Here is a 15,306-nt window from a genome sequence, read left to right as displayed (position 1 = left end):
GATGTTGATTAATGTGATTCTATTAATAAATCCCCTAGGATTTGTAGGTAATCTCCATTTCAATGGAAAACGGTACTTCAAGTCAAATTAACCCATTGTTAATTACCAGAATTCTTAGATTCATTGTCTATTGAAAAATAATAAGGAGTAAAAAGTTATGGCACATATCGTGGTAGTAGGAGCTGGAACGGGTGGAATGCCAGCCGCGTATGAATTAAAAGATGAGTTAGGCGAAGGCCATGAAATAACGCTCATTAACGAGCGAGATTATTTTCAGTTTACTCCATCAAATCCCTGGGTAGGAGTCGGTTGGCGTTCACGAAATGATATTACTTTTTCAATTGATAAATATGTCAGCAAAAAAGGCATTAAATTCATCGCAGGCCGCGTAGATAAAATTGATCCTGCAAACAATGCTATAACAATGGAAAACGGCGATACGTTGAATTATGACTATGTAATTATCGCAACAGGCCCTAAATTATACTTCGATGAAGTTGAAGGTAGCGGTCCTAAAGGTTTTACTCATTCTGTTTGTACAGTCGATCATGCAGAAGCATTTTATGCGGACTATCAAAAACAGATTGAAAAAGGGAGTGGCCACATTGTCGTTGGCGCGATGCCATTTGCGAGTTGTTTCGGTCCTGCATACGAATTCGCATTAATTGTCGATTCTGACTTACGTAAACGTAAAATTCGAGATAAGTTCGATATCACATTAGTTTCTTCAGAGCCTTATATCGGTCACCTTGGTCTTGGTGGTGTTGGTGACTCAAAAGGCATGCTCGAGTCAGAATTAAGAAGCAAACACATTAAATGGGTTGTTAACGCTAAAACAACGAAAGTTGAAGAAGGTAAACTTTTCGTTGAAGAGCTTGACGCTAAAGGCGAAATTTACGATAACCATGAAATTGAATTTGATATCGCCATGATGCTTCCTGCATTCTTTGGAGTTGATGCTGTCGCTGCGGTAGAAGGTCTTTGTAATCCACGTGGTTTTGTTGTGGTCGATGATTTTCATCGTAACCCAACATATCAGAATATATATTCAGTGGGTGTATGTATTGCAATTCCTCCTGTTGAGACTACGCCTGTTCCAACTGGTGCACCTAAAACAGGTTATATGATCGAATCTATGGTGACTTCAGCGGTGCATAATATAAAGGCTTCTCTAGAAGGCAAAGAGCCTTATGCGAAGGGAACCTGGACAGCATTATGTTTGGCAGATATGGGTGACACTGGCGCAGCTTTCCTAGCAATTCCGCAAATACCACCTCGCAACGTGGCTTGGTTCAAGAAAGGGAAATGGGTGCATCTTGCTAAAATAGCATTCGAAAAATACTTTATACGTAAAATGAAGAAGGGTAGCTCAGAGCCGTTTTATGAGAAGTCTGTGCTTAAAATGATGGGAGTTACTCGTTTAAAGTAAGTAAAAGTTGCTAAATGCATAAAACTTAACCTAGTTAATAGGAAAAGTAATTTGATAGAATAGACGGGAGGCTTTGCTTCCCGTTTTTTTATGAAAATTTTTTGATTAATGTAATAAGGACTTAAATGAAACTTCCTGAAAATATTTCTGCCCATGTGAAACTCGCGTTACAAGAAGATATAGGCAGTGGTGATGTGACTGCTGACTTAATTCCAAAAGAGAATCAATCTAAGGCTAATGTCGTTTGCCGCGATGATGCGACGCTTTCAGGAATCCATTGGTTTAATGAAGTTTTTCAACAGATAGATCCCGATGTTGAAATCACATGGCATTTTCAGGATGGTGAAAGAGTTGAAGCAAATGAGATTATTTGCACCCTAACAGGTAATTCCAGATCAATCTTAAGTGGCGAACGCGCAGCATTAAATTTTTTACAAACATTGTCGGCGACGGCAACACAAACACAAAAATTCGTTTCAAAAATAAAAGGCACAAATGCTCGAATTTTAGATACGCGTAAAACCATTCCCAACTTGCGTGATGCTCAAAAATACGCAGTATTATGTGGTGGCGGAAAGAATCATCGTATTGGCTTATATGACATGATTCTGATTAAAGAGAATCATATTATGGCTGCGGGTTCAATTACCGAAGCCGTTAAACAAGCCAAACAGCTTCACCCAGAGATTCGGGTTGAGGTTGAAACTGAAAGTTTAGAAGAGTTTAGAGAGGCTACAGCAGCTGGTGCGGATGTCATCATGCTGGATAACTTTGATCTTAAAACGATGCGAGAAGCCGTTGTGGAAAACGATGGGCGTATTTCTTTAGAAGCATCAGGTGGGGTGAATCTTGATACTGTCCGAGGCATTGCTGAGACAGGGGTCGATTTTATCTCTGTAGGTCAGATTACCAAAGATATCGCAGCGGTTGACCTGTCAATGAGATTTGAAAACTAATCACTAATAAATCATAAAAAAAGCCCCTCAAAGTAGGGGGGTGCCAATTTAATTCATCATTTAACTAATGAATGCAATTAAGCTTCTGTATCGATAGCTATCTTTAGTGCTTATAGGATAAAGAATTTTATGTTTAGCTCTGGTAAAGTAGCGCATCATTTTGATTTTATGTTTAGAGCTTGTTTTAACTGGCTCAAGCATTTAATAGTAAAGGGGAAAATTCAATGCCACTGAAATTAGGGGTACCACGCGAGACAGCGAAAGGCGAACGTCGTGTGGCTATCGATCCCACTGTTATTTCGAAACTAACCAAGTTAGGTGTCGAGGTTTATGTGGAACAGGGAGCGGGCGAATCTGCATTAATTCCAGATTCACAGTTTAAAGGAGCTATTTTAGTTTCTAACTTTGAAGAACTCTGCGCAAGTTCAGATATTATCTGGCGTGTTCAAGCACCAACATCTGATGAAGTTAAGATAATGCGTGAAGGGACGGTTTTGATCAGCAATTTAATGGCTCATAATAATATTGCCATGCTAAAAAGCCTGCAGGACAAGAAAATCACCAGCTATGGCATGGAGCTAATTCCTCGCATTTCGCGTGCGCAATCGATGGATGTATTGTCGTCTCAAGCAGCTATTGCAGGATACAAGGCCGCTATTATGGGTGCAGACATTGCTCCTCGATTTTTCCCCATGTTAACTACCGCAGCAGGCACAATCAGGCCTTCAAAAGTGATCGTTATTGGTGTTGGGGTTGCAGGACTTCAGGCAATTGCTACAGCTAAAAGACTTGGAGCTGTTGTAGAAGCTTACGATGTCCGCCCAGAAACGAAAGAGCAAATCGAATCTTTGGGAGCAAAAGCAATTGAGCTTAAAATCTCAGCAGTCGGTAAAGGCGGTTATGCGAGAGAGCTTTCGGCTGAAGAGCGCGAGCAACAGCAGCAAGAGCTAGCTACCTATATTGCTCAGGCAGATGTACTCATTACAACGGCTCAAGTTCCTGGTAAGCCAGCACCAAAAATTATTCCTCAAAGCACGGTTGAAGGAATGAAGGAAGGCGCGGTAATCATTGATTTGGCAGCCGAAGGTGGTGGTAACTGCGCATTAACTAAACCCGGTGAAACCATCAAACACGGCAGTGTTGTGATTCATGGCCCACTGGATGTGGCTAGCCAAGTGCCAATACACGCGAGTGAAATGTTCGCTAAAAACTTATTTAACTTTACGCAATTACTCATCGATGAGAGTGGTAATTATGTGCCGAACTATGAAGATGAAATCGTGATTGGGGCATTACTAACGAAAGATGGCGAAGTCATGCACGAAGGAACAGTAGAGTTATTGAATAAAACCTTAGGGGAAAGATAATGGAAGGGTTTGTTGCACTTTATATTTTTATGCTGGCAGCTGTTACTGGATATGAAATTATTTCAAAAGTCCCAGTAATTCTACACACGCCACTAATGTCTGGTTCTAACTTTATCCACGGTATTGTTCTGGTTGGTGCCATGGTTGCAATGGGTCATGCAGAAACTACGACACAAACTGTTATTGGCTTTATCGCTGTGCTCTTGGCAGCTGGCAATGCTGTCGGAGGTTATGTGGTTACTGAACGTATGTTAGAGATGTTTAAATCTAGCAACGATAATAAAAATAACGATAAGAAGGAGGGTTAAGTCATGCCTGATTTCATTATCCAAGCTACTTATTTCCTTGGTGCTTTGCTCTTCATCCTTGGTTTGAAGCAGATGAGTTCACCTGTTACCGCCAGAAGAGGAATAGTCTGGGCTGGGGTAGGTATGGTTTTGGCCACACTTATTACCTATTTTCATCATGAAATAAATCACAACTATATTCTAATGACCGTGGCGATCGCGATTGGCGGAATCATTGCTTTTGTCAGTGGTAAGAAAGTTGCGATGACTGATATGCCGCAAATGATTGCTCTTTACAATGGCATGGGCGGTGGTGCAGCAGCAGCCATAGCTGCCGTTGTTTTAATTCAGCAGCAGCCCATGAGTATGACCGTACAGACTTTGGCAGTTCTTGGCGCATTGATCGGTACGGTGGCATTTTCTGGTTCTCTCATCGCTTTCTTCAAGCTTCAGGGGATTTTGAAGGGTGTTATTCGTTTCCCTATGCAGCAATGGATAAATGCGTTGGTATTTGTCATTACATTAACCTTTGGTTTGGCAATCATACTCAGCGGTACTCAGTATGAAATGAGCTCGCTCGCAATCTTTTTCGTTCTGGCACTAGTATTTGGTGTATTGATGACGGTGCCTATCGGTGGCGCAGATATGCCTGTGGTTATTTCGTTATATAATGCGCTAACAGGTTTGGCTGTTGGTTTTGAAGGCTTTGTGCTGGAAAATCCGGCGATGATGATTGCGGGTATTGTCGTAGGTTCTGCGGGTACTTTACTTACCCAGTTAATGGCTAAAGCAATGAATCGTCCAATCACTAATGTGTTATTTAGTAACTTTGGTGATGGTGGAGAAGGCGAAGCGGCTGAAGTCTCTGGTAGCATGAAAGAGATCGATAGTACCGATGTCGCGGTTATGATGGCATTTGCGGAAAAAGTGATTGTAATTCCAGGTTATGGGATGGCAGTGGCACAAGCTCAGCACAAAGTTTGGGAGTTGACAAAGCAACTTCAAGAGCGCGGAGTAAATGTGAAATTTGCAATTCACCCTGTTGCCGGACGCATGCCAGGACACATGAATGTACTATTGGCAGAAGCCGGTGTGCCTTACGATATTATCTATGACTTAGATGAGATAAATGATGAGTTTGCCACAACTGATGTTGTATTGGTTATTGGCGCTAACGATGTCGTAAATCCTGCAGCGAGAACTGACGCTAACAGCCCGATTTATGGCATGCCGATATTAAATGCAGATTACGCTAAAAATGTTATCGTAGTGAAACGCGGAAAAGGTGCTGGTTTCTCAGGAATAGAGAATCATCTGTTCTTTGCTGATAATACGCGCATGCTATACGGCGATGGGCAGGCAGTAGCCAGTGAATTGGTATCAAATATAAAAGAATTGTAGTTATTTTCTTATCTCTAGTATTAAAATATTAGGGAATAAAAAGTATAAAAGCCTCTTGAAATGAGGCTTTTATTTTGCATGTTATTAACAGTCTGGATTCTGAGTGATTAAGAATTTCCCATATAAAATTTGAACCAAATGTAGCTTATCTAACTTGTTGATAATAGATATCAATTCGTTTCTTCTTTTTGTGTTAGCAAACTTAGATAGCAAATTTAATGCCTCTTTAACTAGCAAAAAAAGAAGCTTATCCACAAAGTTATCCACAGGTAGTACGTTTTTTTAAATTGACGCTTATGATCACTTTAAAGAACAGCTACAATACTGTTTAGTGAATACCCATCTATGTCAGTCTCTCTTACATTTTTCTTGTTTTGCAAGATAAAAGAAAATCAGGCTAGTCAACATCAAATCAGGATCCATGTGTGTCAAAAGAACACCCTACAAAAGCTGTCCGTGTAGCAATTCAAAGGCCTTTATATAAGCTTCTGGATTATGCGTGTGATGTTGATATTCATCCTAAACCAGGTTGTAGAGTTAAAGTCTCTCTTGGTAATTCTGTCATCACGGGGATAATTGTAGAAACAGACGTTGAAAGTGAATTTGCAACGCTAAAACCAATTCTTGAATTAATAGACGAAAGCCCAGTGATAGATGAGAAGCTCATGGGGTTGCTACATTGGTCTAGCAGTTATTATTTTCATCCCTTGGGCGAAGTGTTATTTCATGCGCTACCAGTAGATCTGAGAAAAGGTAAAAGTGTTCCCAAGGTCGAAATCTGGAATGCTACAAGCGCAGGTTTGGAATTACCCAAGGATGTATTGATAAGAGCGCCTAAACAGCAGGCGATGCTTGATTATGTGATTCAAAAGGATGGGGCGGACGCAAATAACCTTAAACAATTATTGGGGGATAACTGGAGAAACACGTCGCGGGAACTCATCAAAAAAGAATTGATTGCGATTGAAGAAATTGACCCGCAAAAATTAACAGCTCCTGCTACCCATGTTTTTTCAGTTAACCCTCCACACCAGTTAACCGAAGAGCAACAGCAGTGTTTAACAGATATTGATGCACACTTTAATGAGCCTAAACTGCGTCCCATTTTACTTCATGGTATTACTGGCAGCGGAAAAACAGAAGTTTACCTGAGTGTCATTGCACCAATCTTGAAGGCCAAAAAACAGGTTCTCGTGCTGATTCCCGAGATTGGTTTGACCCCTCAATTGCTCTCTAGATTTAGACAATATTTTCCTGATAGTAATATTGATTGTTTGCATTCGGGTCTTGCTGATGGGGAGCGCACTCGAGTGTGGCTAGGAGCGAAAACGGGTAGTATCGATATTGTAATAGGTACTCGTTCTGCAGTATTTACCCCTTTGTTTAATCCGGGGATGATATTGATCGATGAAGAGCATGATGCTTCGTTTAAACAGCAAGAAGGGTTTCTGTATCAAGGTCGTGATATGGCGATTAAGCGCGCTCATGATCTGGGAATACCCATCTTACTGGGTAGTGCCACTCCCTCGTTAGAGTCTTTATATAATGTTGAGAAAGAGCGCTACCACTATTTGCGTCTAAACAATCGACCTGGCGCGAGTAATCCACCAGATATCGCATTGCAAGATATTCGTACTTTGCCGTTAGATGCCGGTATCAGCAGTTTGATGATGACTGATATAAGACAGCACCTGGATAATAACAATCAGGTCATGTTGTTTTTAAATCGGCGTGGCTTTGCTCCGGTTTTGATGTGTCAGGATTGCGGTTGGCATGCCGTTTGTTCCCATTGCGATATGGGCATGACTTACCATGCATCGATGGGCAAGGTTATTTGCCATCATTGTGGCTATGAAGAGCGGGTGAAATCCACTTGCCCTGATTGCAATAGCACGAAATTAACAACACAAGGTCAAGGCACAGAGCGCATCGAAGAAGTCCTCAATACGCATTTTCCAGATACTCCGGTGATTAGAATTGATCGCGATAGCACTTCAAGAAAAGGTTCTCTGGAAGAAAAATTAGAACTGGTAAACAGTGGTGAACCCGTAATTTTGATCGGTACACAAATGCTCACTAAAGGGCATGATTTTCCAAAACTGACCTTGGTTGGCATTTTAGATGTAGATCAGGCTTTATTTAGCATGGACTATCGCGCTCATGAGCGTTTAGCCCAGCAAGTGTTACAAGTCGCTGGACGTGCGGGTAGAGGAGCGGCAAAAGGCAAAGTAATACTACAAACATCCCAGCCTCAACATCCAATGTTGATAAGTTTATTGTCGCAAGGATACGCCAATACTGCCCAACAAATATTGAACGAAAGAAAGTTATGGAACTACCCACCCCTAGGGTGTCAGGCTTTAGTACGTGTTAATGCTCTGGATTTACAGCTCGCGCACAACTTTATTAGTACCTTAGGGGCTGACTTAACAGCGATTAACAGCGAAAAAGTAATGTTGCTAGGACCCATGCCTTCTCCCTTAGCGAGAAGGGCAAAAAGATACCGTTTTCAACTATTAATTTCTGCTGAAAAAAGGGGAGATTTACATGGTTTTTTGCACAGTGTTTTGAGTATTATTAGCAAAATTAGAAAAACGGGTGGCGTACGCTGGGTGATAGATGTTGACCCGGTAGATTTTTTATAAAATTGGTTAAAAAACAGATAAAAACGTAGCAAACATAGGCTTGCTATTGCTAAGTTTCATGAGAAGGTTCTTGTAAGTGTACGAAATCAATGGCATTATTGCGAACGGGGATTTCTTGCTCTAAAAAGAATTTAAATAATTATAGCTGGCTTTTAAAAGCTAAAGAGTGAATTAAATGTATAAGGATTTTAAGCAAAGCGAATCACTGGACACAGGATTCGTGGGCGGTAGCGGTATCATCTGGATGTTCTCAGGAATTGTTCTTGGTTTATTGGTAGGCATGGGGATGTACTACTTTTCAAACGACAAGAGCTCAAGAATTCGTATAGTTGATTCTTTGCAAAAGAAAATTGAAAGTACTCAATCAGCACAAAAATCAGCACCATCACTGAATAATTACTCTCAACGTACGTTGCCTCCTGCTAAAAGAATTGAGCCAGCTAAGCAAAGCAACGAAAGTAAATTTAGTTACTATGCGGTATTACCGACATTAGATGTACCTGTTAATTCTTCTCGCCCGATTGACACGCGCCAACAGGTTGTACCGGCTGCAATCAATAACGTAGAAAATGTAAACTCACAGCAACAAGTTGAACCGATAGCAGTCGCAGATACATCAAATGAAGAAACTCAGGCAGAACAGAACAATATCGGAGATTATTTGCTTCAGGTTGCTTCGTTCAAAAAAGAAAGCATGGCAGATAAAACTCGCGGTCGTTTAAATAACCAAGGGATTGATGCCTACGTTCAAAAGAAAAAAGTTAAAGGCAGATTTTGGTATCGTGTGGTTGCTGGTCCTGTTGATCAGATAAGTGTTGATAACTGGAAACATACTGCAGAAAAACTAGGGCATAAACCTCTGGTTATTTCAGTTAGATAATTTTGGAGTGAGTTTTGGCAAAGGTTGAATCAGTTTTTGAAAACACACCTTTAGACTCTAGTCAGGAGAAAGCTGACGCGCAAAGTTTGATGCAGGGACAAATCGAGTACCTGTATAAAAATAAAACACTCGGCATCTGGAGTAATATATTACTTGCCGGTGTCCTCATCGTGTTTTTCTGGTTACATTTCCCCGCAAAAAAAGTATCTCTATTAATATGGTTTGGCTTGGTTGTAACACTCAGTCTTGTCAGATATTTGATGGGCAAAAGTTTCAAACCGAAGCGTCAGTATACTCAACAAGAATTAACCAGCTGGGCCAATAGGCACGTATTTTTTACTACACTATTAAGCACCATCTGGGGGCTGACAGGGATTGTCTTTTTCCCTAACGATTTAGCCCATTTAGGCTTATTGATTTTCATACTTTTCAGTGTGCTTCTATCTGCCATTCCTACCTTGGCAGCATCTAGAATTGCTTACTATTTTCAGATAATCGTCACTTTGGTTCCAACCACCCTGTTGCTTTTCTTAAGTAAAGATATGGGGCACGACTTATTTGCACTATCTGTTATCGTCATGGCCGGTACCTTGGTTTTGGTGTCTGGTTATATTTACAGTTTATTATTTGAACTACAGAATGCGCAAATTGCGTTGCAGGCGCTGGCAGATACAGATCAGTTAACGGGTATTGCCAACCGCAGACATTTCGATAGAAAGTTTAAAGTCGAATGGCGCAGAGCAATGCGTGAGCAAACGCCGATTTCATTATTGTTAATTGATGTTGATCATTTCAAAAAATATAACGATACCTATGGGCATCAAGCGGGAGACCGATGTTTGCAGCAGATTGCTAAAGCATTGGAATCTGTTTCGCACCGTCCTGCTGATTTAGCTTCTCGTTATGGTGGTGAAGAATTTGCCGTGCTACTGCCGGTAACGTCTCAGGAAAATGCGGCAATGCTCGCTGAGCGTTTACGTAAGAAAATAGAGTCGCTGAAAATTGAACACTCCAAATCTGAATTCGGCATTGTGACCATCAGTGTTGGTGTGTCGTGTTGTAAACCAGTGTGGGACTTCACCGGAAATACCCCAGATGAAGAACAGAAAGTAACCTTCCCAGCCATGCTGTTAACTGCTTCTGATAATGCGCTATACGTTTCTAAAGAGCAGGGGCGCAACCAGATTTCAGAGCAGGGCTGTGGCGATCAAAAAATGTCTAAAGTGCTACAGAAGCAGAAAGAAGAAAATATACCTATCGCATAAGGGATTGAATTAGAGATCCCTTTTTTGCATCTTCGCTAACGAAAACGACAAGTTTTTGTTAAAATCGCGGCAATGTTTAATCTTAAAGCCACCCCCCCACTTACAGCCCTTTTTTTTGAGAGCAGAATTTTACCATTCCATAAGCAAGCTCTCGTAAAGTGTCGTGCCAAAAGTAGTGCTCAAAAACAGTTATGAAATCCTCAGAACAGAGCAAGCCAAGTCACAGTAACAGTGGTTTGAGTCGTGCTAAGCAAAAATACCTTTATGATTTGCTAAGCAAGTGCAGGGGTTCCCAGCGCTTTTTTCTATCAAATAAAATCAGGCAGTTATCCAGATTAAAAAATGCTGATCAATCCTTTGATTCCCGTTTAAAAAAATTAGAAGCGGATATCAATGCTTCCATAGAAAAAAGAGAGAGTCGATTAAGGCACCTGCCTAAGCCTGATTACCCAGAAGAATTACCGGTTGCAGAACGCCGCGAAGAAATCATAAAAACCATCAGCGAGAACCAGGTCACTATTATTTGTGGTGAAACAGGCTCGGGTAAAACGACTCAGTTACCCAAAATGTGTTTGGAGCTTGGGCGCGGTGTGGATGGCATTATCGGTCATACTCAACCCCGTCGAATAGCGGCTAGAAGTGTGGCAGCGCGTATCGCCGAAGAGCTTAAAACAGAGCTGGGTTCAGTGGTTGGCTACAAAGTTCGTTTTCACGATCAGCTTAAAGACGATAGTTATGTAAAGCTGATGACTGACGGTATTTTGCTGGCTGAAATTCGCAACGATCGTTATCTCAATCAATACGATACGCTGATTATTGATGAGGCGCACGAACGCAGTCTAAATATCGACTTTTTACTCGGTTATTTACGCTGGTTACTACCTCGCCGTAAAGATTTGAAAATCATCATTACCTCCGCAACGATAGACCCAGAACGATTCGCCAAACACTTCAATTTTACCGGTAAAAAAGATGGCAACGCGCCAATCATCAATGTCTCTGGAAGAACCTTTCCGGTTGAAATTCGTTACAATCCTTTAATTCCTGATACAAAGGGTATTGACGCAAAAAATACAGAAGGAAATCAGGAAGAAGCGAAAGAAAAAGACATGTTGCAGGCGATTGTGGATGCGACTGATGAATTAATGCTAGAAAAACCAGGCGGAATTTTAATCTTCCTGTCTGGCGAGAGAGAAATTCGTCAAGCAACCGAAGCTCTGACCAAGCACCACAAAGCCAGTGTTGAAATACTTCCGCTGTTTGCGAGGTTGTCAGCGGCTGAGCAAAATAAAATTTTTCATCCAACAGGTGCACGAAGAATTGTACTCGCGACTAATGTAGCAGAGACGTCATTGACCGTTCCGGGAATCAAATATGTGATCGATGCGGGAATGGCGCGTATATCGCGTTATTCGTGGCGCTCACGGGTTCAACGCCTTCCCATAGAGAAAGTATCCCAAGCATCCGCAAATCAGCGCTCAGGGCGTTGTGGACGTACCAGCAGTGGTATTGCTATTCGACTGTATTCAGAAGAAGACTATGAGTCCAGGGCAGAGTTTACCCTGCCAGAAATTCAGCGTACCAACCTTGCTTCTGTCATTTTGCAATTAACGTCACTCAATCTGGGCGATGTTTACGATTTCCCTTATTTAGAAGCGCCTGATACGGGCATGATTCGGGATGGCTATAAGTTACTTTTCGAATTAGGCGCAGTCAATAAACCCAAGGGTGACAATATAAAAATCACTCCTGTGGGTCGACAGCTTGCGCGTCTTCCGACTGACCCAAGGCTGGGGAGAATGTTAGTTGCCGCCCAGGAGCTTGGTGTACTTCAGGAAGTGTTGGTAATAGTCAGTGCGTTGTCGATACAAGATGCACGCGAACGTCCACTAGACAAGCAACAGGCATCCGATCAAAAACATAGTCGTTTCAAAGATGAAAGTTCAGATTTCATCAGTTTACTGAAACTCTGGGATTATTATCACGATAAAAACGGCGAGCTTTCTCAGGGGCAATTACGAAAGTTATGCCGCAAAGAGTTTTTGTCCTTCATGCGATTACGCGAATGGAATGAGACTTATCGACAGCTGAAAATGAGTCTTAAAGAAACAGACTTAAATATTCCAAAACCGGATAGAGCCAAAAAAGCGAAACTGCAACAGCTAAGCAAGAAGACCGGTAAAAATAATCAACAGAAAAAGAAAAATGATAGCGTTGACGAAGACGACAAATACAGCGCTAGTTATAACGTTATCCACCAAAGCTTACTCACCGGGTTACTGAGCAATATTGGTTTTAAAGAAGAAAATAATGAGTTCCAGGGCGTTAATAATCGGAAGTTTTTCGTCTTCCCCGGTTCTGCACTTTATAAAAAGCCGCCGAAGTGGATTATGTCCGCTGAAATTGTTGATACTTCACGCTTATTTGCCAGAACGGTTGCCAAAATCCAGCCAGAATGGGTGGAGTATTCTGCCAAGCATTTACTCAAGCATCATTACACCGAACCGCGTTGGGAGAAAAAAGCGGCGCAGGTTGTGGCTGATCAAAAAAGCTCATTGTACGGACTAACAATTACACCTAAAAAGCGTGTCAGTTATGGTCCTATTGATGCCGTCGTTTCTAGGCAGTTATTTATTCGTCATGCACTGGTTTACGGTGAATATGCGAGTAATGCCGAGTTCTTCCAGCACAATCGACAGCTCATTGAGGAAGTTGAAAATCTGGAAGCGAAATCACGTCGTCGAGATATTCTGGTGGATGAAGAAATACTCTTCGATTTTTACGATCAGATTATTCCAGAGAATATCTACAACGGCCCAGCCTTTGAAAAGTGGCGTAAAAGCTATGAAAAAGGTAATGCCGATGCCCTAAAACTGACACGCGACTATTTGATGAAGCGTGATGATTCACATGTCCAAGGTGAGTTGTACCCAGATCATCTGGATGTGGCGGATATGATTTTGCCACTCAGTTATCACTTTGAGCCTGGTGCTAGCGACGATGGTGTGACCGTGAAAATACCTGCTGCAGCGCTTAATCAACTCTCTAGCTCAGATTTTGATTATTTAGTGCCAGGAATGCTCGAAGAGAAAATCACCGAATTTATTCGTAGCTTGCCGAAGCAGGTCAGGAAGCAATTTGTGCCAGCTCCTGAATACGCCAAAGCCTGTTTAGATTCATTAAACGCAATCGCAAATCTAGAAAAGACTAAGCAACAAACTCAAGCTGGGAAGAACCAGGAAAAACAGTCTATCGTAAAAGCGATAAGCACAGCGCTTCATAGAATCACAGGTCATCGAATCAGCGAAGATTTGCTCGAAGACTATGAATTTAGTGATCACATGCTCATGCGCTTTGAAGTGATGGACGAGTCAGGAAAAGTCATTGGCTCTGGGCGTAATATAGAAAAACTGAAAAAGACAGTTTCTTATAAAGGCTCAGGAAAAGTTGCGCATAAATCCAAAGGCGCATCGAGTAAGCTAGAGCGAAAAGGCATAGAAACATGGGATTTTGACACCCTGCCAGAAAGCGTCGTAATGGATGTGTCGGGAATGAAGATCAAAGCCTGGCCAGCACTTGTGGATAAAGGTGATTCAGTCGAAATAAAGTTGTTCGATTCACCACAAAAAGCCCAGCAGCAAAGCGGTTTATTGCGTTTGATTTTGTTGGAATACAAAGACAAACAAAGAGAATTGTCGAAGCAAATACCGGATATCCAGAAAATGTGTTTGTACTATGCATCGACAGGCAAATGTGACGAATTAACCCAAAGCATTATCGAAAATACGTTTCGCTTAACTTTTGTGACTGATGAATTATTGGACAAAAAGCACGGCAGTGAGCTTTCTCAGCAACAATTTTCTGAGCAATTAAAAAAACAGGAGCCCACGCTTAAACAAAACCTTGAAGAGCTTTGCCAGCAATTGCTGACTGTCTTGTCGTTAAACCACGATATCCGAAAACAGTTGAAAGGAAAGATCGATTTAAGTTTGCTAGAAACCTTAAATGACGTCACCGATCAGCTTAATGCATTGGTTTACCCTGGCTTTATCGATAGTTTAACTATTGAAGAGATTCGTCAATATCCTCGCTATCTTAAAGCCATTGTAAAACGTTTGGATAAGCTCGCTGGTGATGCACATAAAGATCGCGGCTTGCGCTTACAGATTCAATCGTTGTGGGATGATTATAAGGCGCTGTTGAAAAAGCATGGATCAAGTCAGGACTTGGTTGAATTTAGATGGATGCTGGAAGAGTTCAGGGTATCTTTATTTGCTCAAGATCTGGGAACAGCGTATCCGGTATCTGAGAAAAGGCTTAGAAAACGCTTCAATGAAATCAAGAGCCAGTATTCTTAATTCGTACTATTAACAAAGTACTAACTACTAAGTACTATCAAATAAGTACTAACTACAAAAAAGTTAATCGAAAAAAGTGCCTCAAAGTAGGGGGGTGACTTTGTTGTTTTAAGAATAGTAAAACGTATTTATGAATACGTCAGACACACGAAAAGCAGACGAGGGAAGGTCTGCTTTTCGTAAACAATTTGTTTTGCGGGTGTGATTACATAACTATTTTTTGGATAGCATCTGCTGCGCGTTTCACATCAAGGAAGATCAAGCCCAGACGTGCTTCTGGTTTGGTTAAAACAGTAACCACTGCCTCAGGCCCTGCGTAAGTCATTAAAATATAACCGTGATCGCCTTTAATCAGCACTTGCTCTAACTTGCCACGAGCCAATTCTTCAGCGGTTCTATCACCGAGTGAAAGCATTGCAGCACTCATCGCGCCAACACGATCTTCATCCATTCCTGCGGGAAGCAGAGAATCCATCATTAACCCATCTGTCGATAAAACTGCAGATGCTTCAATATCAGCACTTGAACCGTTTAGGTCGCTCAAAATTGAGCTAAGCATTTCAGAACGCATGTTGTGTATCCCTCGTAAAAATTTTATTTGTTATTATGTGTGTCATCGTTCTTTTTGAATACACACTATAAATTAGTTAATGAAAAAAATCTGCTTAGTCCGATAGACTGCTATGCATGGACTGCCTCTCTTTTTCTGTTTTTTGTG

10 protein-coding genes are annotated in these 15,306 nt (G+C 41.4%); 9 read left to right on the top strand and 1 reads right to left on the bottom strand.

Annotated features, from left to right (window positions below; all coding sequences use genetic code 11):
• Nucleotides 1–157: 157 nt before the first annotated feature.
• From OO007_RS02825 to hrpA, 9 genes are all read left to right on the top strand, one after another.
• A complete protein-coding gene (locus tag OO007_RS02825) occupies nt 158–1,429 on the top strand; it encodes an NAD(P)/FAD-dependent oxidoreductase (RefSeq protein WP_131904512.1) in 1,272 nt (423 codons plus the stop codon).
• A gap of 125 nt (nt 1,430–1,554) precedes the next feature.
• Nucleotides 1,555–2,385, top strand: coding sequence for a carboxylating nicotinate-nucleotide diphosphorylase (nadC, locus tag OO007_RS02820; protein WP_325807663.1), 831 nt, complete (start codon nt 1,555–1,557; stop codon nt 2,383–2,385).
• 224 nt (nt 2,386–2,609) lie between these two features.
• A complete protein-coding gene (locus OO007_RS02815; protein WP_325807662.1) occupies nt 2,610–3,752 on the top strand; it encodes an NAD(P) transhydrogenase subunit alpha in 1,143 nt (380 codons plus the stop codon).
• Nucleotides 3,752–4,060, top strand: coding sequence for an NAD(P) transhydrogenase subunit alpha (locus OO007_RS02810; RefSeq protein WP_131904509.1), 309 nt, complete (start codon nt 3,752–3,754; stop codon nt 4,058–4,060). Before OO007_RS02815 ends, OO007_RS02810 begins: the two co-directional genes overlap by 1 nt.
• A 3-nt stretch (nt 4,061–4,063) precedes the next feature.
• Complete coding sequence (locus OO007_RS02805) at nt 4,064–5,440, top strand: NAD(P)(+) transhydrogenase (Re/Si-specific) subunit beta (RefSeq protein ID WP_325807661.1); 1,377 nt, start codon at nt 4,064–4,066, stop codon at nt 5,438–5,440.
• A gap of 425 nt (nt 5,441–5,865) precedes the next feature.
• Nucleotides 5,866–8,085: a primosomal protein N' gene (locus OO007_RS02800; protein ID WP_325807660.1), complete on the top strand. Its 2,220-nt coding sequence runs from the start codon at nt 5,866–5,868 to the stop codon at nt 8,083–8,085.
• Nucleotides 8,086–8,260: 175 nt separating this feature from the next.
• Nucleotides 8,261–8,965 carry an SPOR domain-containing protein gene (locus OO007_RS02795; RefSeq protein ID WP_325807659.1) on the top strand — a complete coding sequence of 235 codons (705 nt, stop codon included), beginning with the start codon at nt 8,261–8,263 and terminating at the stop codon, nt 8,963–8,965.
• Between the two features lie 14 nt (nt 8,966–8,979).
• A complete protein-coding gene (locus OO007_RS02790; protein WP_131904505.1) occupies nt 8,980–10,230 on the top strand; it encodes a GGDEF domain-containing protein in 1,251 nt (416 codons plus the stop codon).
• A gap of 191 nt (nt 10,231–10,421) precedes the next feature.
• Complete coding sequence (gene hrpA / locus OO007_RS02785; RefSeq protein WP_325807658.1) at nt 10,422–14,588, top strand: ATP-dependent RNA helicase HrpA; 4,167 nt, start codon at nt 10,422–10,424, stop codon at nt 14,586–14,588.
• A gap of 205 nt (nt 14,589–14,793) precedes the next feature.
• Here hrpA and OO007_RS02780 read toward each other — a convergent pair whose 3' ends face one another.
• Nucleotides 14,794–15,159: a roadblock/LC7 domain-containing protein gene (locus OO007_RS02780; RefSeq protein ID WP_131904503.1), complete on the bottom strand. Its 366-nt coding sequence runs from the start codon at nt 15,157–15,159 to the stop codon at nt 14,794–14,796.
• Nucleotides 15,160–15,306: the final 147 nt, after the last annotated feature.

Origin of the sequence: Cocleimonas sp. KMM 6892 (assembly GCF_035798195.1) — a bacterium.
GTDB classification, from domain to species: domain Bacteria; phylum Pseudomonadota; class Gammaproteobacteria; order Thiotrichales; family Thiotrichaceae; genus Cocleimonas; species Cocleimonas flava.
This window is presented reverse-complemented; position numbering and strand designations above follow the sequence as displayed.

What these genes read in the sequence shown, in the direction of transcription:
- OO007_RS02815 (WP_325807662.1), top strand. Translation starts at nt 2,610, where the DNA reads ATGCCACTGAAATTAGGGGTACCACGCGAGACAGCGAAAGGCGAACGT.
- OO007_RS02810 (WP_131904509.1), top strand. Translation starts at nt 3,752, where the DNA reads ATGGAAGGGTTTGTTGCACTTTATATTTTTATGCTGGCAGCTGTTACT.
- OO007_RS02825 (WP_131904512.1), top strand. Translation starts at nt 158, where the DNA reads ATGGCACATATCGTGGTAGTAGGAGCTGGAACGGGTGGAATGCCAGCC.
- OO007_RS02805 (WP_325807661.1), top strand. Translation starts at nt 4,064, where the DNA reads ATGCCTGATTTCATTATCCAAGCTACTTATTTCCTTGGTGCTTTGCTC.
- OO007_RS02795 (WP_325807659.1), top strand. Translation starts at nt 8,261, where the DNA reads ATGTATAAGGATTTTAAGCAAAGCGAATCACTGGACACAGGATTCGTG.
- hrpA (WP_325807658.1), top strand. Translation starts at nt 10,422, where the DNA reads ATGAAATCCTCAGAACAGAGCAAGCCAAGTCACAGTAACAGTGGTTTG.
- OO007_RS02780 (WP_131904503.1), bottom strand. Translation starts at nt 15,159, where the DNA reads ATGCGTTCTGAAATGCTTAGCTCAATTTTGAGCGACCTAAACGGTTCA.
- nadC (WP_325807663.1), top strand. Translation starts at nt 1,555, where the DNA reads ATGAAACTTCCTGAAAATATTTCTGCCCATGTGAAACTCGCGTTACAA.